At 57.1% G+C, this 20486-nt stretch carries 18 protein-coding genes and 1 tRNA gene; 6 read left to right on the top strand and 13 right to left on the bottom strand.

Annotation, left to right across the window (positions count from 1 at the left end):
* Nucleotides 1-37 precede the first annotated feature (37 nt).
* Nucleotides 38-502 (bottom strand): TIGR00725 family protein, encoded by a 465-nt coding sequence (locus tag ABSG49_RS00580; protein ID WP_424024150.1) that lies wholly within the window; start codon nucleotides 500-502, stop codon nucleotides 38-40.
* 142 nt (nucleotides 503-644) lie between these two features.
* On the opposite strand from ABSG49_RS00580, the gene ABSG49_RS00575 reads away from it, so the two are divergent.
* A complete protein-coding gene (locus ABSG49_RS00575; protein ID WP_424024149.1) occupies nucleotides 645-2360 on the top strand; it encodes a response regulator in 1716 nt (571 codons plus the stop codon).
* 24 nt (nucleotides 2361-2384) lie between these two features.
* On the opposite strand, the gene ABSG49_RS00570 is transcribed toward ABSG49_RS00575, so the two are convergent.
* The gene (locus tag ABSG49_RS00570) at nucleotides 2385-3818 is read right to left on the bottom strand and encodes an aldehyde dehydrogenase family protein (protein WP_424024148.1); all 1434 of its coding nucleotides are present in this window, start codon (nucleotides 3816-3818) and stop codon (nucleotides 2385-2387) included.
* Nucleotides 3819-3929: 111 nt separating this feature from the next.
* Nucleotides 3930-4499 carry a hypothetical protein gene (locus ABSG49_RS00565; RefSeq protein WP_424024147.1) on the bottom strand — a complete coding sequence of 190 codons (570 nt, stop codon included), beginning with the start codon at nucleotides 4497-4499 and terminating at the stop codon, nucleotides 3930-3932.
* A gap of 173 nt (nucleotides 4500-4672) precedes the next feature.
* Here ABSG49_RS00565 and ileS point away from each other — a divergent pair, with 173 nt between their 5' ends.
* Nucleotides 4673-7858 carry an isoleucine--tRNA ligase gene (ileS, locus tag ABSG49_RS00560; protein ID WP_424024146.1) on the top strand — a complete coding sequence of 1062 codons (3186 nt, stop codon included), beginning with the start codon at nucleotides 4673-4675 and terminating at the stop codon, nucleotides 7856-7858.
* 461 nt (nucleotides 7859-8319) lie between these two features.
* On the opposite strand, the gene ABSG49_RS00555 is transcribed toward ileS, so the two are convergent.
* From ABSG49_RS00555 to ABSG49_RS00540, 4 genes are all read right to left on the bottom strand, one after another.
* The gene (locus ABSG49_RS00555) at nucleotides 8320-8964 is read right to left on the bottom strand and encodes a hypothetical protein (protein ID WP_424024145.1); all 645 of its coding nucleotides are present in this window, start codon (nucleotides 8962-8964) and stop codon (nucleotides 8320-8322) included.
* A 43-nt stretch (nucleotides 8965-9007) separates the two neighbouring features.
* Complete coding sequence (locus ABSG49_RS00550) at nucleotides 9008-10762, bottom strand: Kelch repeat-containing protein (RefSeq protein ID WP_424024144.1); 1755 nt, start codon at nucleotides 10760-10762, stop codon at nucleotides 9008-9010.
* A 414-nt stretch (nucleotides 10763-11176) separates the two neighbouring features.
* Complete coding sequence (locus ABSG49_RS00545) at nucleotides 11177-11908, bottom strand: tRNA(His) guanylyltransferase Thg1 family protein (protein WP_424024143.1); 732 nt, start codon at nucleotides 11906-11908, stop codon at nucleotides 11177-11179.
* 66 nt (nucleotides 11909-11974) lie between these two features.
* The gene (locus tag ABSG49_RS00540) at nucleotides 11975-12241 is read right to left on the bottom strand and encodes a PRC-barrel domain-containing protein (protein WP_424024142.1); all 267 of its coding nucleotides are present in this window, start codon (nucleotides 12239-12241) and stop codon (nucleotides 11975-11977) included.
* Between the two features lie 51 nt (nucleotides 12242-12292).
* On the opposite strand from ABSG49_RS00540, the gene ABSG49_RS00535 reads away from it, so the two are divergent.
* Entirely contained in the window at nucleotides 12293-13426 is a 1134-nt protein-coding gene (locus ABSG49_RS00535) for a CBS domain-containing protein (RefSeq protein WP_424024141.1), read from the top strand.
* A gap of 7 nt (nucleotides 13427-13433) precedes the next feature.
* Here the strand turns inward: ABSG49_RS00535 and ABSG49_RS00530 are convergent, their stop codons facing one another.
* The 3 genes from ABSG49_RS00530 to ABSG49_RS00520 are packed head-to-tail and all read right to left on the bottom strand — an operon-like array spanning nucleotide 13434 to nucleotide 17153.
* On the bottom strand, nucleotides 13434-15077 hold the full coding sequence (locus ABSG49_RS00530; protein WP_424024140.1) for a radical SAM protein: 1644 nt from the start codon (nucleotides 15075-15077) through the stop codon (nucleotides 13434-13436).
* Nucleotides 15074-15694, bottom strand: coding sequence for a 6-hydroxymethylpterin diphosphokinase MptE-like protein (locus ABSG49_RS00525; protein ID WP_424024139.1), 621 nt, complete (start codon nucleotides 15692-15694; stop codon nucleotides 15074-15076). Before ABSG49_RS00525 ends, ABSG49_RS00530 begins: the two co-directional genes overlap by 4 nt.
* Nucleotides 15684-17153 carry a DHH family phosphoesterase gene (locus tag ABSG49_RS00520; RefSeq protein ID WP_424024138.1) on the bottom strand — a complete coding sequence of 490 codons (1470 nt, stop codon included), beginning with the start codon at nucleotides 17151-17153 and terminating at the stop codon, nucleotides 15684-15686. The genes ABSG49_RS00525 and ABSG49_RS00520 overlap by 11 nt, the downstream gene beginning before the upstream one ends.
* Before the next feature lie 114 nt (nucleotides 17154-17267).
* Here ABSG49_RS00520 and ABSG49_RS00515 point away from each other — a divergent pair.
* A tRNA-Lys gene (locus ABSG49_RS00515) sits at nucleotides 17268-17341 on the top strand.
* Between the two features lie 124 nt (nucleotides 17342-17465).
* Entirely contained in the window at nucleotides 17466-18038 is a 573-nt protein-coding gene (gene rbr / locus ABSG49_RS00510; protein WP_424024137.1) for a rubrerythrin, read from the top strand.
* A gap of 363 nt (nucleotides 18039-18401) precedes the next feature.
* Here the strand turns inward: rbr and ABSG49_RS00505 are convergent, their stop codons facing one another.
* From ABSG49_RS00505 to ABSG49_RS00495, 3 genes are all read right to left on the bottom strand, one after another.
* Nucleotides 18402-19070, bottom strand: a complete 669-nt coding sequence (locus tag ABSG49_RS00505) for a flavodoxin family protein (protein ID WP_424024136.1) — start codon at nucleotides 19068-19070, stop codon at nucleotides 18402-18404.
* Between the two features lie 109 nt (nucleotides 19071-19179).
* Complete coding sequence (locus tag ABSG49_RS00500; RefSeq protein WP_424024135.1) at nucleotides 19180-19464, bottom strand: hypothetical protein; 285 nt, start codon at nucleotides 19462-19464, stop codon at nucleotides 19180-19182.
* A gap of 139 nt (nucleotides 19465-19603) precedes the next feature.
* Nucleotides 19604-19936 carry an AN1-type zinc finger domain-containing protein gene (locus tag ABSG49_RS00495; RefSeq protein ID WP_424024134.1) on the bottom strand — a complete coding sequence of 111 codons (333 nt, stop codon included), beginning with the start codon at nucleotides 19934-19936 and terminating at the stop codon, nucleotides 19604-19606.
* A gap of 92 nt (nucleotides 19937-20028) precedes the next feature.
* Here ABSG49_RS00495 and ABSG49_RS00490 point away from each other — a divergent pair, with 92 nt between their 5' ends.
* The gene (locus tag ABSG49_RS00490; protein ID WP_424024133.1) at nucleotides 20029-20412 is read left to right on the top strand and encodes a type II toxin-antitoxin system PemK/MazF family toxin; all 384 of its coding nucleotides are present in this window, start codon (nucleotides 20029-20031) and stop codon (nucleotides 20410-20412) included.
* Nucleotides 20413-20486 lie beyond the last annotated feature (74 nt).

Here is a 20486-nt window from a genome sequence, read left to right as displayed (position 1 = left end):
GAGCATGTGGCCGTTCGTCCCCGGCTGCCCCTGCCAGTCATCCCGTTCCGGCCCGGGGGGACCGGTTGCGCGCCGCTTCGACCGCCATCTTCACCGTTTCCTCCGGGGTACTGCACTTCACCACGCCCTCAATCTTCCACGTGGAGAGGCCGAAGACCGGGCACCCGGTCTTCAGGGCGATCGCGATCTCCGAGAGGGTTCCGTAACTGCCGCCGACGGCGATCATCGCATCCCCTGACTGGGCGACAAGGACATTCCGGCCATGGCCGAGCCCGGTCCGGATCACGATATCGAGGTACGGGTTCCCGTCACCGGTGCCGGAGATGATCCCCACCGTGGTGCCGCCATGGTCCCGGGCACCCCTGCATGCGGCTTCCATCACCCCGCCAAGCCCGCCGCAGACCAGCACTGCACCACTCCCGGCGATGAGACGGCCGACGGCATATGCCGTTTTGTATTCCTGCCGCGTCGTCTCGGCTGCACCGGCAACTGCGATCTGCATGAGGGATGTGTTGTCCTGTCAGCAGATAAAACTGGATTTCTCCGGGACCGGACTTCCCGGATACGATTACACAATTTATTTTACCATGGGAGAAAAGAATGTGACTATATCTACAAGGGGAAATCACATGCAGGATCCACAGATGATATCTATTTTATGCATAGACGCTGAGCCCCTGTTCCTGGACGCCTTTACGCAGAGACTTGAGCGCGAGCCCGGGTTTTCCATCGTATCAGCATCGACCGTCGCCGAGGCCCTGGAGCTCATCAACACCCAATATTTTGATGTGATCATCTCGGATTATGCGATGCCGGACATGGACGGTATCACACTGCTTCAGGAGATCCGGGCGCGGGGTTGCCAGTCTATCTTTATCATGGTGACAGCCAAGCGCCTTGCCCATATCGCCATCGATGCGCTGAACACCGGGGCGGACTATTACCTGCAGAAGGGGGGGGCGGAGGCAGGCCCGGAGATAACGAAGCTCATAGAGTTCATCAGGAAACGCGTGCCCGAGCGGCGTGCCGAACAAGAACTGACGGAATGGGGGAGATTTTACCAGTCCGCTATCGAGAACCATACAGACATCATCTGCCGGATCGGCCCGGACGGTTCATTCCGGTTTGCCAGTGAATCCGGGCTCCATTTTTTCAGGAGGCCGTACGAGGAGTTACTGAAGACCAGTTTCTTCTCCCTCCTGCCGGATGATGAGCGGCAGGTGGTCCTCCTCCGGCTCCAGAACCTCTCGGCGATCAAACCCGACATCCTCATGGAACACAGCATTGCCGGTGGCGATGGAAAACCGGTGGTTCTCCAGTGGAGTTACCATGGTTTTTTCACGGGTACCGGCGCTGTTTCGGAATACCAGGTCTCAGGGAGGGATACGGGGGGTCTGGTCTCTATCGGGAGCCCGAAACAGCCTGTGGCGGCACGTACATCGGCAGCACCGGCAAGAGCCAGCCCAGCACCCGCTGTTGCCCCGGCACCCCAGGAGGGGCCCGCTGACTGGGGGGGACTTGTCGAAACGATCCAGTCGCTGGACAACCCGGTCTTTGCCGTGGACAAAAAAGGTGTGATCATCGCGTGGAACAAGGGGCTTGAAGAACTGACGGGAATCTCTGCCTCATCCATGATCGGAAAAGGCAATTACGAGTACTCGGTTCCCTTCTACGGCAAGCCGAAGCTCATGCTCATCGATCACATTATCCGGCCCAGTGCAGGCTCCGGAACCGGGATAAAGAAAGCAGGAGATACCTACATCGGGGACGTGGAGCATATCACCATCCGGGGCAAACCGATGCTGCTGTGGGGCAAGGGTTCCCCGGTGTATGATGCAAAGGGCTCGCTCATTGCAGCCATCGAGGCAATAACGGTCGGGGAGCCCCAGAAGGAGATGGCAGGCCAGGAAGGGTACCTTGGCGGGATCTCGAGCATCACGTTGAAAGTCTCGGGTGAGGGCCTCGGCGGTGCAATCGCCGGGGCAATCGGTTCCTCCACCGGGGGATACGGGGTGTATGCGACAACCAGACGACTCTTTGTGATCCAGAACCCTGATCTGAACGCAGAGTCCTCGAAAGGCGTCCAGTTCAGTTCGTTCATGATGGACGAACTCTTCGGGACGACTGTGGACACGCGCCAGAAGTCGATACATGAACTGGAAGATCAGGAGATTTACTCGGCGGAAAAAGCGGATATCACGAAGATCGAGCTGAAAAAGCCGGTGCTGCTCTCCGGGTTTTTGACCATCTCAACAAAGGATCGCGGTTCATTCCGGATCTATATCGACCACAAAAAGGCGTACACTCACATCGAGCAGCTGATGAAATCGTTCTTACCGGAAATGCTCCATATCGAATAAAATAGGCCGGAAAAGATCGTTTCTTTATTCCGTCCCTCCCTGCCGGTTGATCACCATCAGCCGGAGCCCGCTCATCTCCTCGATCGCGAACCGCGGGCCTTCCCGGCCGAGCCCCGAACCTTTCGCCCCGCCGTACGGCATCTGGTCGGCACGGAACGTGGGGATGTCATTCACCATCACACCCCCGACATCCATCTCCGCGAAGGCCCGCATCGCCCGGTTAATGTTCTGCGTGAAGATGCCCACCTGGAGCCCGTACTCGCCCGCGTTCGCGATCCGTATGGCATCGGCGAAATCATCGTACGGCGTGACCGAGATGACGGGCGCGAAGACCTCCTCGCGGTTCACCCGCATCGCGGGCGTTGTATCGACCAGCATCGTGGGGGTAAACATCGTCTCTTTGAGCGTCCCGCCGGTGAGCGCCCGGGCGCCCTGTCGGATCGCTTCCTGCACCTTCCGGTAGGCCTCCTCAGCCTTCAGCCGGTCGATCATCGGGCCCACATCCGTAGACGGATCCCGTGGGTCACCGAACTTCAGTGCCTTTGTGGCCGCGAGGATCTTCTCCACGATCTCCTCGTATACCGGCCGGTGGGCAAGCACCCGCTGGACCGAGATGCAGACCTGCCCGGCGTTGATGAAGCCGCCGGTTGCGATCCGCTGAGCCGCAAATGCAAGGTTCGCGTCGTCATGCACGATCACTGCAGCGTTCCCGCCCAGTTCCAGCCCCACTTTCTTCCTTCCGGCAATCTCCCTCAGGTGCCAGCCGACCGCACAGCTGCCGGTAAAGGAGAGGTAGGCGACCCGGGGGTCACGGACAAGGGCTTCTGCCCGGGCGCCGGCGCACGGAACCACGCTGATCGCTTCCGGGGGCAGGCCCGCAGCGACAGCCATGTCCCCGAGGATCAGGCTTGAGACCGGCGTTACAGACGCGGGTTTAAGGACTACGGAGTTCCCGGCTGCAATCGCCGGGGCAAGCTTATGGCAGGCGAGGTTGAGCGGAAAATTGAAGGGGACAATACCAACCACCGGCCCGAGCGGGAAGCGCTGGAGGAATCCGGTCCTTCCCTGCATGTCCTCGCTCAGGTCAAGGGGGATGATCTCGCCATAGATCCTTTTTGCCTCCTCTGCGGAAGTCCGGACGGTCACCTCGGCCCTGGCCACTTCAGTCGTGGCGAACTTCCGGGTCTTGCCCCCTTCCATGATCATGACATCAATAAAGTCGGCCGAGCGCCGATGGATCTCGTCCGCGAGATTACAGAGTATCTCAGCCCGGGCATGGGAGGAGAGACGTTTCGTCTTCCCGAACCCGGCCACGGCACTTGTTACCGCTGCTTTCAGGTCACTGGTACCAGCCTGGCAGACCTGGCAATAGCGTTCGCCCGTATACGGGAACCGGACCTGGATTGTTTCAGCCGTCTGTTTCTTCTCCCCGCCAAGAAGGATCGGATAGGATTCCATCACGCATCACTCACATATACCCGTATATACAGCATGAAAAGACCTGCAATAAGAACTGCACGGTCTGATGCCCGGTGACCGTGCCATCACCATTGTAAAAAAAAGGAGAGGCTAAGCGATCTTCAGCAGTTTGACCGGAACCTGGTAGATGGCATCGTTCACGCCGGTCTCCTTGCGGTCGTCGACACAAAGATAATACTGCCCCTGGTTCTTAATGGTGAAGGTCTTCTGCACCGGTGCAGTGACGTCGTTGAACTGGACAACCGGCACAATTCCCTCGTACACCCATTTCTTGTTCACGCTGTCCCACTTCGGCTGGACCGCCTGGAGGGCGATATGGTCGTTCGTGTCCAGGAAGATGATGTTGACGTTCACGGTACCTGGACCCGGGGTGGTTGCGGAAAGGATATACTTCTCGTCAGGGTAGAGGTACGAGACGCGCATCTCTTTCTGCACGTCAAGACACGCGTAATCGTTAAAATGGACACCTATCGTCGTATCGATATTCGCAGTCTTTGCCGCTGCCGTTGCGGATATCACTCCTGCTGATGTGGAGGCAGAGGTCGGGGCAGGAGTCGCCGTATCGGTCTTCTGTGCCGTAGTGCAGCCGGCTGCACACAGAAGTACGATAACCAGCACGAGAAGGGAGGCGGTCAGGGCAGCATAACCATGGGATCGCATGATATTCCTCTTCAAAGCGGTACACATATAGGTTGCGATTCCCGTTCTGTCAGTTTCCTGAAGCAGGCGAAACGTACAGTACCCAAGAAAAACTACTTTGTGCAGTGGCGCCAACATTCTATCGCATAAACGGGCGTCACGCTGAGCGACGAGGGGCAAAAAGAGGGGTTTTTTTGAGGGAAGTCACCGCGAACTTCAATGCAAAGGAGATCGAGCGTGGAGTGCAGGAATACTGGTGCACTCACGACACGTACCAGACCGTAAGAAAGCACCGGAGTGCAGGCAAGCCGTTCTTTTTCGTGGACGGCCCGCCGTACACCACGGGGCACATCCACCTCGGGACTGCCTGGAACAAGATCATCAAGGATTCCATCCTGCGCTACTACCGCATGAATGGCAGGAATGTCATCGACCGGGCCGGCTACGACATGCACGGGCTGCCGATCGAGGTGAAGGTCGAGCAGGCACTGGGTTTTAAGTCCAAGAAGGACATCGAGACGTTCGGCATCCGGCCGTTCATCGAGAAATGCCGGGAGTTCGCGATCACGAACAAGAAACTGATGGACGAACAGTTTGAAAGCCTCGGCGTCTGGCTCGATTTCCCGGGCGCGTACCAGACCGTGAAACCGGAATACATCGAGGCAGCGTGGTGGACCCTTGCGAAAGCCGATGAGCATGGGATGCTTGAGCGCGGCCACCGCGTCGTGAACTGGTGCCCCCGGTGCGAGACGGCGATCGCTGACGCCGAGGTGGAGTACTGGGACGAGAACGACCCCTCGATCTTCGTCAGGTTCCCGCTCACCGGAAAGCCGGATGAGTTTCTCGTCATCTGGACCACGACCCCGTGGACCCTTCCGGCCAATGTCGCGGTTGCCGTATCGAAGGAGTTCGAGTACGCGAAGGTGCTCGCCAAAAAGGACGGGAAGGAAGTGTATCTCTGGATCGCGGAGCCCCTTGTCAAGGCCGTGCTGAAGAAAGGCCGGTTCAAGGACTTTTCCCTCGTTGAGAAGAAGAAGGGCACTGAACTTGTCGGATGGGAATACCATTCCCCGCTCGACACACAGGTACCCCTCCAGCGGGAGATCCAGCACAGGATCGTGACTGCGGATTTCGTGGCGCTCGAGAATACCGGCATGGTGCATATCGCCCCCGGCCATGGCTGGGACGACTTTGTGCTCGGGACAAAAGAGGGCCTGCCCATTGTCTGCCCGGTCGACGGTGCCGGGAAGTTCAAGGAGGAAGCAGGAGAATTTGCCGGCCAATACGTGAGAGACGCAAACGAGAATGTGCTCGCGGCACTGGGCGATGACCTCCTCGCCAGAGAGACGGTCACCCACCGCTACGGCCACTGCTGGCGCTGCAAGACCCCGATCATCTTCCGGGCCACCTCCCAGTGGTTCCTGAAAGCATCTGAGATGCGGGACCTGATGCTCTCCGAGATCGCGAAGGTCACCTGGTACCCCGACTGGGCAGGCAGCGCCCGGTTCTACGACTGGATCAAGGAAGCCCGTGACTGGTGCATCTCCCGGCAGCGCTACTGGGGTATCCCGATACCTGTCTGGGTCTGCCCGAAATGCAATACCTACCGGGTGATCGGCACCATCGCGGAACTCGAGAAACGGAGCGGTACATCCCTTCCCGACCCCCACCGCCCGTATGTGGACGAGGTGACAATCCCGTGCAGCTGCGGCGGCACGATGAGACGGGTCGAGGACATCTTCGATGTCTGGTTCGACTCCGCGGTCGCATCGTGGGCAACGCTCGGATTCCCGGGCAAGACAAAGGACTTCGAAAAGCTCTGGCCTGCTGATTTTATCACTGAAGGGCAGGACCAGACCCGTGGCTGGTTCTATTCGCAGCTGGGCGCGAGCACGATCGCGTTCGGGAAAGCGCCCTACAAGAGCGTGTGCATGCATGGCTTTGCCCTCGATGCAGAGGGCAAAAAGATGTCAAAGAGCCTCGGGAACGTGGTAAACCCCGGGGACGTAATCGAGAAGGTCGGAGTGGATGTCCTGCGCCTCTATGTCCTCTCCTCCTCGGCGCCATGGGACGACCTGAAGTTCAACTGGGAAGGTGTCGGGACGGTTAACAGGGCGGTCAACATCCTCTGGAACGTGTACCGCTTCCCGCTTCCCTATATGATCCTCGATACGTTCGAACCCGCGTCGAAGAACGGGGTCTGGGACGATGCCTACGTCCGGGCCCACATACGGGAGATGCCAGATGAGGACCGGTTCATCATCTCCCGGATCAACTCGGTCGCCTCTATCGTTGACACCGCGACCAGGGAGTGCCAGCTCCACCGGGCCACCCGCGAACTGACAAACTTCATTCTCGAAGACCTCTCGCGCTGGTATGTCCAGCTCGTCAGGCCCCGCATGTGGCTCGAGGGGGAGTCGGAGCAGAAGGTCTTTGCGTACGAGACGATGTATTACGTGATGCACCGGCTGACCGGGCTCCTTGCGCCCTTCTGCCCGCACCTCACCGAGGAGATCTACCGGAACCTCCGCTGTGCAAACGACCCCGAAAGCATCCACCTGCTCGACTGGGATGCCGGGGAGACGGTGCTCGTAGACCGGGACCTGGAGCACGCGGTCGAGATTGTCCGCTCGTTCGACGAAGCCTCGGCAAACGCCCGCCAGGCCGGGAAGAGAAAACTCCGGTGGCCGGTAGCGGAAGTCGTGGTAGTGACCAGTGCAGTGCCGGTGAAGGATGCGATAGGCAGGCTCAACGCGGTCTGCATGGACCGGGCCAATGCACGGAAGGTCTCAGTAGTCATGGGCCGGTGGGATCGCATAGGATGGCACGCAGAGCCGGTGATGAAGGCGCTCGGAAAAGGGTTTGGCAAGGATTCGTTCAAGCTGAAAGCCCTCATCGAGGCAGCAGATGGGGATGCGCTCAAGGCCGAGATCGATGCCGGGCGGAAATACCGGCTGGGCAGCGGCGACGAGGTCTTCGAGATCGGGCCGGAGCATGTCACCTTCACCGAGAAACTTCCCGCGGATATCTTCTCTGCTCCCATGACGGATGCCATGGTCTACGTAGACGTGGCCCTCACTCCCGATCTCGAAGCGGAAGGTTATGCCCGCGAAGTGATCCGGCGGATCCAGGAGATGCGCAAGCAGCTCGACCTCGCGGTGGAGGACATGATCAACGCAGAGGTGGCAGTGAGTGACAAGCGGGTGCTTGCCCTGCTCCACAGCGATGCGACGATCGCCATGATTGGGGACGAAGTACGGGCGAAGTTCTTCGGATTCTCAAAAGACGGGACGCAGCCCGATACTGCACGCTTTGCTTCCGTCAAGGAGTGGGACGTCGAGGATGTGGGGATGACGATCGGGATCGGAAAAGCGATATAAGGCACCTTTTTTGGTACGAATAATCGGCTCGTACCCGCTGAAATATTTTCAATCGCGATCGCAGGGTGTTAGTAATGTTGCCAACTGTTGGATAATTATCCAACAATTGGATATTTATCTAACAATGTTTTGTTTTCTCCGACGTGGACGCCAAGTCTGATCAACCAGACCCTGTGTGAAAAATTCCGGGCAGGGGCTGAGGGGGTGAATGAAAATTTTTTCGCGATGTCAGGGAATATTGATGGGGGCTGATGCCCCCAAACCCTCAGATGGATAGGCGTCGCTACTCACGACGGGGCACCTCCCGGCGGGTCAGTGACTGAATCAACAAACGATTTGGGAGTATTCCACTACACCGCGTCCCCTGCAGAACGGCAGACTCCCTATTATTTGGAGGATCGGCTGATGCGAGAGATAAAAAAATGGGATGAGATTAAAAGCCTGTTCAGGGTTTTATATCGCTATTCTCTCCATCTTTCCCGCATCCTGTGGATTGCAATAACGGCAAGGATACAGCAGCATACCGGGAGGAATATGGGGAGCGGCGAATAGGTGGTACGCGGCCCGTTTGATGCAGGGGATGTACCTGAAGGGGAGGCCGCCGCAGCCTGCGGGAATGCCGCTGATGGGGGAGAGGCGGCCGAACCGCTGAAGCAGAGGGTCTGGCTCTGGGGCGCAATTGAGTAAACCTTCCCTGCATCGTCCTCGACTCTCGTGGGACTGATGGTCAGGACCACGCTCCCCGCTTTCAGCCCCTGTACCGACAGCGTGGCGACCGGGACGTCCTTGTCATTCGCATTCACCTTCCTGTCCAGGTCGACCACCCTGACCCAGACCTGCTGTGCCGGAAGTGGTGACACGTCGTGAAGTGCTGCCCAGGCAGGGAATGCGATGCTGACAATCTGGGCTGCCTGGGGATCGCTGATGGCGAAGGTCACATTCAGTCCCGAGAGCCCCGTGGGGATATCGGTGAGGGTGACCGGGACGGAGAGGGGCGATGATACCGGTGCACAGCCGGACCCCCCGTTTGCCGTAAACACTGCGCCACTTACAGGTACAGTAAAAAGGAGGAGGAGTATGCCGGCAATGATCCAGTTTTTTTGCATGCATTGCTTCATGGTATCCATTGTGCGTATTTTTTTACAGGGGTCATACTTGCACTCTTATTTCATTATAGAGCGTCACAACATCGTTAAACCCGATATCGCCACTCCCGTCAAAGTCATAGTAACTGACCAGACCATATGTGCCGGCGGTGATGTCGTCCAGATTCGTGAACATCACGACAACATCGTTCATCGTAACGAAGCCGTTGCCGTCAAGGTCTTCGTATAACCCGTCATGATTAGGATCCTTTGGAGCACCGAAGAACCCGCCAAGGGGCTGGGGGCGGGGGAATGGCAATCGGTCCGTCATGACCGTGAAATTTTCCGGAATGTACTTGACCATATAAGACCCACCTATACGGTCCTGAATTGATGGTATGATCAGTTGTTCTGCACACTGCGAACCATAACTAAACGTTGTGATACCCGGTTGCGTGTTTAATATGCTGAACGAACCGAGAGTGATATTAGTGGTGCCGGATGTGCCCGTCAGGTCAACTGCCGCAAATCTCACATAGCCGTGAGTCTGTACAGAGTTTGCTAATCCTGCCCACGGGGGCGTGGTAAAGCTGGTTATCTGGCCATTTGCCGTGTTATTCTGGCAGATCTGGTATTCTATTCCCGATATTCCATACGGCGCAGCGCTTAGTATAATGTTGTAAGTGGTCGAGGTCCCGTTTATCACAACTGGTGATTGCGGCACGATACTGACGGTAATCGGAACTGGAACCAAACCAGTTTGCCAGACATCGTTCGCCGGACCGGTTGGGGCAGACCCTCCCAGTATCAGCATATTTTCCGCTGGCTGGCCCGTTGTCCCGGAAGTGGGTGTCACCACGTTAGTAGTGTATACAACCGTCGCAAAGTCTCGTCTCGCAGTCCAGGTCTGCTGCTGAGCTGAAATTGCCTGTGTCCATATGGTGCCATTCGCCGAAACCCAGACATCGTTCACCCGTCCCGTAGGACCACTCTGTCCCCCCATCACCCACATCATGTTATTGAACACAGCCGCACCGAACATATCTCGGGCCGGCCAGCTGGCACTTGCATTCGCCTCCGTCCATGTAGTGCCATCATACGAATACCATACATCGTTCACAAGGGTAGTGGTGGTATACCCGGTATCTCCTCCGAGCACCCATATCCTGTGATCAAATACAACTGCCTGCTGGTATTTTCTTGCGTTCCAGCTGATACCCTGGACCTGCGTCCATGTCAAGCCATCATCCGAATACCATACATCGTTCGTAGGCGCGCCATCGCTATCTCCCCCGAGCACCCACATCTTGTTGTTGAATACAACCACACTAAGATCTGCTCTCGGAGACCATAGGGCATCCGATAGCGGTTCCTGCGTCCATATAATGCCATCACTCGAATACCAGATATCGTTCATCTCGCCCCCCGCGCCGGTTCCCCCCATCACCCACATCTTGTTCTTGAACACAACCACACCGAAGTCATTTCGGGCCGGCCAGGCACTTGCATTCGCCTCCGTCCACGAACTGCCCATATCCAAAGAATTCCAGACATCGCTCGTCCGTCCCGTAGAACCTAATCCCCCCATCACCCACGTCTTGTTATTGAACACAAGTGCCTGGTGTCCTATGCGCACCGGCCAGGTGGCATGCGGTGTTACCTGTGTCCACGTTGCGCCTGGAACACTCGCGTCTACCATGCCGGTACAGACGAGCAGGAGAATAACCCCGAACATTACCCGGTACCATGCCCGGGATGGTTTCCACCGATCCTTCTCCCTTCCACCGATTGTTACCGAACCATAACCAAAATCTTTCATCACCCTACGCCCCCCAGCGTCTCCATTATCCGGCCCGGTAATATCCGGAGAAATCCGGATAAGATATGGGGCAATATACCCGTAGCTTCATTTAAAGATTGTTATTTACCGCGTCATTATACTTTGAGAGCGATCCGGCGGATCCAAGGTATGCATAGGCCGCTCGATAATGCACGTTTTGCGATGACGTCCTATTACCTGTTTAAGGCAGCGATAGAGAATTCAATGAGCTGGGTTAGATTAGAGGCATCGTGATTGTGCCCTGCTCCCTTTTTTTTAGGGGCGATTCCTTCTCTTGAAGGGCACAAGGAGGCTGGAGAAGAACCCCTGGCCCTTCGATCAGCTGGAGTCACAAAGAGGGGGTATCAATTTCCTAAAACACGGTTTATCCAAAAACGGGGTGTATGAATTATGTCACACTCCCCCCAGCACCATCCTCAGGAACTCCTTCCCCTCGGGACTCGTGAACAGGGGCAGATCCGTCTCGGTCGTGACCGCACTCCGCTCAGCGATCACGGTCTTATTCGTGATCGGGTTGAATCCTTCCTTCTCCGTGATTTTCTTATATACGAGTGTACCCCTGCGTTGCCATGCAGGTGTAGTTGCAAGGTTGAAGCCCCGCACGTGCATCATCTCGTGAAGGTCCTTGGACTGCAGACCTTTGAGCTGTTCTGCAGCCTTCTTCGCATCCATCCCATCCTCGATCAGGGCCTGCTGGCAGTAGGCATTGATATGGTTACGCCACGCCTCGGCCTGCCGGTTTGTCAGGTACTCGATGGCGAACTCCGGGGTTGCCGGGATGATCCGGGCATCGAACGCGACGAGTGTCGTCCCTCCAAGGGCGACGGTAAAGGAACTTGCCGTATACGATGCTGCCACCGAATCGAGCTTCTCTACCCGGCCATTGAACGGGAGCTTTGTGAGGTAGAGGCTGATCTCGTCCGAGAACGTGAACGCGAGGTCCGGGTTGAGCCCGCTGTCGGCAACAAGCGACGTGCAGGCAGTTACCATCGCCTTGTGGAAAAATTCGTCGAACGGCTTTTGAAGCCCGAGACAATCGGCAAGACGGTGGAATGCCCGGCCGTCAAGTCGTACGAAAACGGGGGGAATGGCAGTGATCGTTGAAAATATTTCCCGGTTCTCCATACGAGTACCATACGGGAGTACAGAAAATATGTGGGATTCTCCCGCTGTTCTCTTGCGCTTTGTTCCCTACTCTTCTTCGGTGCTTGCACCCGTGAAGGCGCCCGGCAGGTGGCGGATCAGGACAATATCGTCAATTGCGCTGATGATGCGGTAGGGAATCTTGAGGCCCTTGAAGTTCTTGAGCTCGAAGAGCTGGTCGTTGACCTTGCTGACGACTAAGGCCTCGATCTTCTTCTGGTCCACGTCGATCACTACGTCTTCGACTTCGCCGATAAACATTCCCTTATCAGTATAGATCTGCAGACCGAACAATTCTGTAATCTGGGCTTCCATCGTTATCAGATGAAAGTATATACTTAAGAGTTAAAAAGATAATCCTTTCATATGGACGGATCTATTCGGATCGGGCGCATATTTGGGATTCCGATCCTGATCCACTACACGTTCCTCCTGGTGATCCCCCTTTTTGCCTGGATCATCGGCAGCCAGATCAATCTTACAATCGATATGCTCAGGGAGATCTACCAGGTCCCGATCGATACCACCCTCGCCACTGCGGGATACATGCCGTATGTCCTCGGGACGATCGTCGCCCTCGGCCTCTTCTTCGGGGTCCTCGTACACGAACTCGCCCATTCGCTTGTTGCCCGGGCGAAGGGGATAGCGATCAACAGCATCACGCTCATGATCTTCGGCGGCATCGCCACGATGGAGGAGGGAGTCCCCGACCCGAAGGCCGAGCTCCCGATGGCGCTTGTCGGGCCCATCGCAAGCCTTATCTTCGGGATCCTCTGCAGTGCGCTGGTGTATGTCGTTCCATCAGTCACTGCCAGCCCGGGAATGACCGGGGTGTTCATCTTCATTGCAGGTTATCTTGGCGTGCTCAACATCATCCTGTGCGCCTTCAACCTCGTCCCGGCGTTCCCCATGGACGGGGGCAGGGTGCTCCGGGCATGGCTTGCCGGACGGATGCCTCTGCACCGGGCAACCCAGATCGCTGCGGACATCGGCAAGGGATTTGCTATCCTCTTCGGCATCATCGGGCTCTTTGCCTTCTCCCCGTTTTTGATCCTGATCGCACTCTTCATCTATATCGGGGCGAACATGGAGTCGACCTCCGTGAAATACAGCCACTTCCTGCAGGATGTCACGGTAGGCAGTATGATGAGCAGCCCGGTGACGACCGTTGGCCCTACGGTTCCCGTCAGCGAGGTGATCGGTATGATGTACTCAAGCAAGCACCTCGGCTTCCCGGTGATCGAGCGGGATACGCTGGTGGGCATGGTCACGCTCGCCGACGTGAACAGGACCTCGCCTATCGACCGGGAGGCAATGCAGGTAAGGGACATCATGACCCGTGACCTCATCACGCTTCCTCCTGACGCCCCGGTCATCGATGCCCTCCGGATCATGTCGGCCCATGACATCGGCAGGATCCCGGTCATCACTAACGGCAAAATCGTTGGGATCGTGACCCGGACCGATATCCTGAAAGTGACTCAACTCAGGCAGATATAAAAACAGTTCAGAATGCCAGCAGGGAATCGATGCCGGAACTCCCCGTCACCTTCCGGTAGTCTTCGAGACCCCGGAACGGCCGCTTCGCGATGACGGCTGCAACCTTCTTCTTCCCTACGCCCGGCAGCCACTTGATCGCTGAGGCCGGGATCGTATTGATCGCGACAGGGGCCGGCAGTGCCGTAACCGAACGCATCCCCCAGTCCACGACAACCGCATCCGTGACCGAATGAAGCGGCAATCGGAGGGGCAGCCCCGCGAGGATCGGGTACGAACCCATCTGCCTGCCGAACGAGAGATCCCCGGAGACCTCGATCCGTACATCCCGGAGCACGGTGCCAATCGGGAATACCCGCTGGAGCATCGGGAGATCGATCCGGTTCCTGACATAGTCCTTGAACTTCCTGAACCGTCGCTCATATTTCCCGAGAGTGTTATCCGTATAGGCTGGCGTGCCTTCAAACGGCATCACCTGCCGGATGTTCACGCGACGGACCGAGAGTCCTGCATCGCGGACCCGCACGAGGAACTGCTCGTTGAGCTCGTACGTCTTCTCTGTTTCTCCCGCAAGCCCGCAGACGAAGTTGAGGCCCGGGAGCAGCTCGGGCACATTGTCCCGGCGTTTTCCCCCTTCCTCATTCACGATTTCTATTGCCCGGAATACGTCATCGGGTTGTGCCTTGAGGTTGTTCGCTGTGACCACGGCAGGGTCAGCCGTTTCCATCCCGAACGCAGCGACATCTCCCGAAGTGTGGTGCCGGATGATCGCCTGGAGGGCTTCCCGGGCCGCATTCTCGTGCCGGGCGATGGTGGCGGGATTCGTGTTGTCGATATGCAGTGTCTTCAGATCCGGGGCAGAGGACCGGATAGCGAAGAACAAAGCCTCTATTTTCTCCGGTACCGGTGCAGGATACTCACCCGGACCGGCCCCGTAGGCGAGGATATCCGGCTGGCGCCCAACCCGGAAGTGGAGGGCCCCATGCGCATGGAGAGCTGACACCTCCTCTGCAATTGCGGCGATACTCCGGTATTTCGGCATGCCATAGAACGGCTCCGTACAGAACGAACAGCCGCCCGATGCACCGTGGGCACAGCCCCGGGCGGTCTCCAGTTCGCACATCACGTACGGGTAGTCCGGGTGCCACTCTATGATCCCGCTGCCCGCCACGCTCCACGGGTCAGTCCGGGCATAGTCCAGCACCCCGGCCGGTTCATTGCCGGTGAGAAAATTATCGAGCGCGATTGCAGGTTCGCCGGTGAGAAAGGCATCGAATCCGCTGATAACCTGCCGGATCGCCTTCTGCCCGCCTTCTCCTGCATAGCCAAACCCGATGGGGCCTCCGATCAGTTTCTTCGGCCCCCTCACCATGTGGCCGATCTGCTGGATCTCGGTGAGCGTGGCCGGGGTACCGCCAAGATACTTCCCGGGTACGGTGGCCCCCGCGATCATGACCAGCAGGGCTGCTGTGTTCAGCACGTTTGCCCGCAGCGGGTCTTTCCTCAGCTGGTCGATTGTAAGATACCTGACCGGATACCCATGGGCGATGAGTGCACCGGCGACCGTGCGGATGTAAGGAGAAATATACGGGGGTACGCCAAGACATGCCGGTTCGTCCACGTACCCGTCGAGGATGAACGCGGTCGTGCTCATGGAGAATGCCCGATCATGGCGAGGAGTTTCTTTGCAATATGGAGCTTGCCGCGTTTCAGCGGGTCGACATCCTCATCGTCAAGATCGAAACCGGCCAGCGTGATGGAGGACGCCCCCAGTTCATCGGCCGCGAATACGGCCCGGTCCCCGTCCGTGAACCCTCCGAAGTTGTGGACATGGGGGAGAGGGGACGCCTGCGTTGTGGCAACAACGGGGCCGGTGAACTGCGGGACCCAGTACTTCAGAAGCGGGATGTTGTCCCCATGTGCGTGGATGACGATGATGGTTCCCTCCCGGTTCATCTCAAGGAACCGGTCGGTCGCCCCATCGAGATCCGTGAAGATCGCGTCCGGGCGGATGCCGTTGTCCTCGAGCACGTCGGCAGCCGCATCAGCGGCAAACACGACGCCCCTGATCTTCCCGAGTTCCTTCTCAAGGCACGGGGCGTTCCCGCACACGGTGACTTCGTTGCCGTCTGTCAGGGTTACCAGAGAGAGAAGGTTGTCACGGGTCATGAGCAAGGCGAGCAGTCGGGCTGCCTCTTCATCCGCCCCGCGGTCGAACCCGAAGTACGCGAGAATCCTGCAGTAGCAGGGCTCCCACCGGCTATATTCCATTCTTCCTACCCTCGTTCTCAAGCCCGACGAGATTCTTGAACTTCTGCAGCACGGGTTCGATCACGATCTCGAGGAGCTGGGCCTTGTTCTCGACCTTGCCGAAATAGTGGAGGGGAAGGGTTGCAGCGGCCATGTTCGGATGGCCCCCCGCATCCCCCATATCCCCGAACGCTTCGGAAAGGGCATTGCCGATATGGAGCCGGATGTCGCGGTTGCGGGCCGAGATCACGATCGCGTTGTCCGTGATGCCATAGACGAGCGCCGTGTTCACGCCTTCGAGCGTGATCAGGAGGTCGGCCGCCTGCGGGAGGGAGTCGCGGTTCATCACGTACCCCACGTTCGCGAAGAGGTACCCGCTCTGGATCTTCCGCTCGTGGATCGCCTTCCCGATGATGTCGAGTGTCTCCTGCGACATGGACGGCGACATGATCTTATCGAGCAGGTCGGCATCCGTCAGAGGGAGGAGGAAGCCCGCGTAGTTGAGGTCCTGCGGCGTCACGTTGCGCTTGAATTCCTTGGTATCGGTCCGGATACCGTAGAGGAGGGCAGTTGCGACCCTCTTGTCGACTGGTACGTCCAGCTCCTGCAGGTACTGGGTCATGATGCTTGCCGTAGCCCCGACCCCGGGCCGGATATCGATGAACATGCTCTGGGTCGCCATGTGCTTCCCCTCCTTGTGGTGGTCGATGATGATGTTGATCTTGGTCTGGGGCGGGATGTCGTTGTTGGCGCCGGGGCCCGAGCAGTCGACAAGGGCAAGGTACGTGCACTTCGCGAGGGCATCGGCAGTGAGGTGCTCCATCTTGATATCGAGGAGGTTGACGAACGTCCGGTTCTCCTGGTGGCCGATGTTGCCTTCATAAAAGATCCGGGTGGCAAGGGTCTTCGGATTTGCATGTTTTGCGATCTCGGCAAGCGCCATGGCAGACGAGATCGCGTCGGGATCCGGGTTCTTGTGCGTGATGATGCCGAGCGTCCCCTCCCAGCCGGCGAGCAGCGTGAAGAGCCGCTGCGAGATCCTGCTCGAGTGCTGCTTTTTGATCTGGAGGATCGCATACCGTGCTACTACTTCCTGAGAGTAGAGAACAACTTCGGCCCCGGCAGCCGTGAGTTTCTCGCCGTTCACCGGGTCAATTGCCCGGACGACGATCTGGGTGGAGGGATAGCGCTTCCGGATCGTAAGGACTGCGGCAAGATTTGCGTCCCCATCGCCGGTCATGACGAAGGCAATCTCAAACGGTGGAAGGCCGGCGAGCAGGTCCGGGGAGGTGATATCACGCTGGTATGCATCGTATTTCTGGTCGCGGAGATGCCGTACCCGGGTCTCGTCCTTGTCAATGACCACCACGCGCTCGTTCTCTTTTGCCAGCTCGAGAATGATATTGTACCCATTCGTGCCGCACCCGAAAATACTGTATTTTGTCGGTCCCGGCTGTTCAAAAGCGGCTTCTGGTGGCATATTACAGAAGATGTACCACTCCAGTGTATTAAGGAATTCCAATTGCAGGATCGTGCGGGAGCGCCAAAACATTTATTCGGCAATATCGACCACATTATTAGGTCTAACAGGCTTGGGTCTGTAGCTTAGTTCGGCATAGCGGCGGACTCTTAATCCGCAGGTCAAGGGTTCAAATCCCTTCAGGCCCGTTTTTCTTTTATTTTTCTATCACGGCGTTCGCATCCTTTTGATCGATCCATGTGGTAACAGGTTGTATACTAACCGCGGGGTATATCTTCTAGGGAAAAAAAGAACAGTCATGAGGTTGTTACTTTGAAGTTCAACGGAAGCAAAACGGAAAAGAACCTGCTCGCTGCGTTTGCCGGTGAGTCACAGGCACGGAACCGGTACACATTTTTTGCCAGTGCAGCACGAAAGGAAGGGTACGAGCAGATCGCGGCGATCTTCCAGCAGACTGCCGATGAGGAGAAGGAACACGGGAAACTCTTCTTCAAACAGCTCAAAGGCGGCGATGTGGAGATCAGTGCGGCCTATCCTGCCGGTGCGATCAAGACCACGAAAGAGAACCTCGCGGCAGCAGTTGCGGGGGAGCAGATGGAGTGGGGCACGCTCTACCCGGCATTTGCAGCCACAGCAAAGAAAGAGGGATTCGGGGAGATCGCCTATCTCTTCAAGATGGTTGGGGAAGTGGAGGCCCACCATGAGGCGCGGTACGCGAAACTGCATGAGAACCTGATGAACGGAACCATTTTCAAAACCGAGATGCCCTCGAAATGGTACTGCCGGAACTGCGGGTTTGTCCACGATGGTAAGATGGCACCCGCGAAGTGCCCGGTCTGCGATCACCCGCGGGCATACTTCGAGCTGGTGGCAGAGAACTACTGATTTTTTTTATTTTAACTCATTTTTTCGATTCTGAAAAAGACGGATAGTTGAGGATGGGGCGGTGTTCTCTTTAAAAAATCTTCACGTCCACATTTTTTCATGCTCCTTCGTTGCATTTCAAAGATTACCTGATGGAAATCTTCTGCACATCATACCCGTTTTTAGACAGGTATGCGGTCCCCCCAACTGCCCCCGGGCAGAGCGATTGTGTCGTATTACGTTTTACTGGATATCATGGAAGGAAAAATCCCTCCGGATAGCCCAAAACACGGGTGGCGTTTTGCGCGGAGCGATATCACGACCGGTGAGATGCCCAATCAGGCCGTTACACAAATTTGCCGATAATGTTCTGTAGTTGGCGGGCTACTCAATCCAGCCCATCTGCACCCACCGATCATAGTCTTCGGTGCGGAAGTCGCGGTTCTCGATGACGATATCCCTGAAAAACTCCCGGTTGCCGGCAATCTCTTCTTCCTGGTTCGGATCAGAGAAACCATTACGTATCGCACCGGCCAGTTTTTTCCCGAGCTCCCGGGCAGAGGCCTCCGCCGCATCAACGGTTTCCGTATTCCCGCCCGTGGCAACACCGAGCCCCCCAATGGAGATCACGCCAAGGTAATTCTGGACATGGTTCAGGTACGTGACCACGTCATCACCGCCGGACGTGTGCGTGGTTGCAACCGAGCAGCCGAATTTGCCGGCCAGCAGCTGGTAGTGGATCGCGTCTGCGAGCCGGTCAAAGAAGACTTTCATCTGGCCGGAGATGTTGTCGATATATACCGGAGAGGCGAAGATGATGCCGTCGGCCTCCCTCATACGGGCAATGATGGCCGGGACATCGTCCTCGAACACGCAGATCCCGTTGAACGAGCAGCCCTCGCAGGCCGAGCAGGGCGTGACCCGGTAATCGCAGAGGTCGATCATCTCGGTCTCTGCGCCGGCTTCGGCGGCTCCTTCGAGAACGAAGTTTGCCAGTATTCGCGTTGTGCTCCGGACGGTCCGGGGGCTCCCGTGGATGGCGAGGATCTTCATCAGTCAGTATGCTCCTGTTTACAGGTTTGGAGCCGGATGTTAATATGGGTGAAGGAAAACAGGCATTAAAAAAATCTGCGGAGGACTGTCTTGAGGCATCCTCTGCGGGTTACTTTCTGATGACACGCTCGATCTTGTCGCCGACAAAGGCCCCGATGATAAAGATGATCACGGAGATGACGATCTCAATCAGGATACCGAACGCGCCAAGGAATGCGAGACCGGAACTGATATACTCGGGAAGCAGCACCATCGAAAGAAGCACCAGGACGACGCTTATGATGACACCGGTGATAGCACCATTCCGAAGAAGCCCCCGGTAATCCTCCGTTCCCTTGTGAAAAAAGCCAAATGCAATACCGATAGCAAAAATAACAAGTGCAAGCCACATCATGCAAATTCCCCCGCTATAGCGCACAATCTCTCCGCTGACCCCAAATACATTCCGGAGAGGTTGGGCATTTCTGTCTGCCGTTTTTAGCAAATTTCCATGTCTCAAAAAAACAGGTTCCGGAGCCGGCACGATCGGAATTTCAGCTGAACCTGTACCCGCTCAGCATGAGCCCCACGAGCCCGAGTAGAACCAACACGATAACAGCGACCATGATCTTCAGGTACGGGATCCCTCCGGCGGCTTTCCTTGAGGTTTCGCGCCGTGTATCCACAGTCACCCCGCCGGTTACACGTACACCGCCACCCCGGTTGTAGTTCATGCCCACCGCAGGCCGGGGTTTGCTGTTCCAGCTCCCGATGCCAGTACAGTTATGATTGGGCGGGAGCCGGCAGTCAGCGCAGTACTTTCCCCCACAGTGCTGGCAGGTGAACGGCAGTGCAGTCTCATTGCCGCAGTGATCGCAAGCCGTCATCAATTCTCCTATGATGTTCTACGGATAAATGGTTCTGCCTCCAGCTATATGGAATAGGATCCCTTATGCCATACCACACCGGATAATTATGCATGGGGCAGTACGTACAGGGAGATGTCCTTCTTGCATCGGTCGCGCTGGATGACCGGACCTTACCCAAGACCCGGCCGGTCGTGGTAATCCGGACGGAAGAGTCCGGCAGGATCCACATCTGCCCGGTCAGCAGCAAGCCGCCGTCTGATGCACCTAGCCTGCCGCTCTCCATTGACGATTTTGCCACCGGGGGGCTCGATCTCTTTGGCGAAAGCTACGTGATGACATCACGGGTACTCACCCTTTCGGGAAGGGACGTGATCGGGAAAAAAGGCCGGCTCACTGCCGGGTCGCTCGCGGAAATTACCGCACGGGTGCCGGCAGCCATGCCTCCCGGTACAGCAACAGTCAAACGGTCCAACAGATCCCGGAACGTGCGCTGAAACAGCGAATCGTTTCAGGATTTTTTTATTTTTTCCTGGAGCCGGATATGGTGCATCAGCATCCTTATTATATC

Source organism: Methanoregula sp. (assembly GCF_049510175.1).
Taxonomy (GTDB): domain Archaea; phylum Halobacteriota; class Methanomicrobia; order Methanomicrobiales; family Methanospirillaceae; genus Methanoregula.
This window is presented reverse-complemented; position numbering and strand designations above follow the sequence as displayed.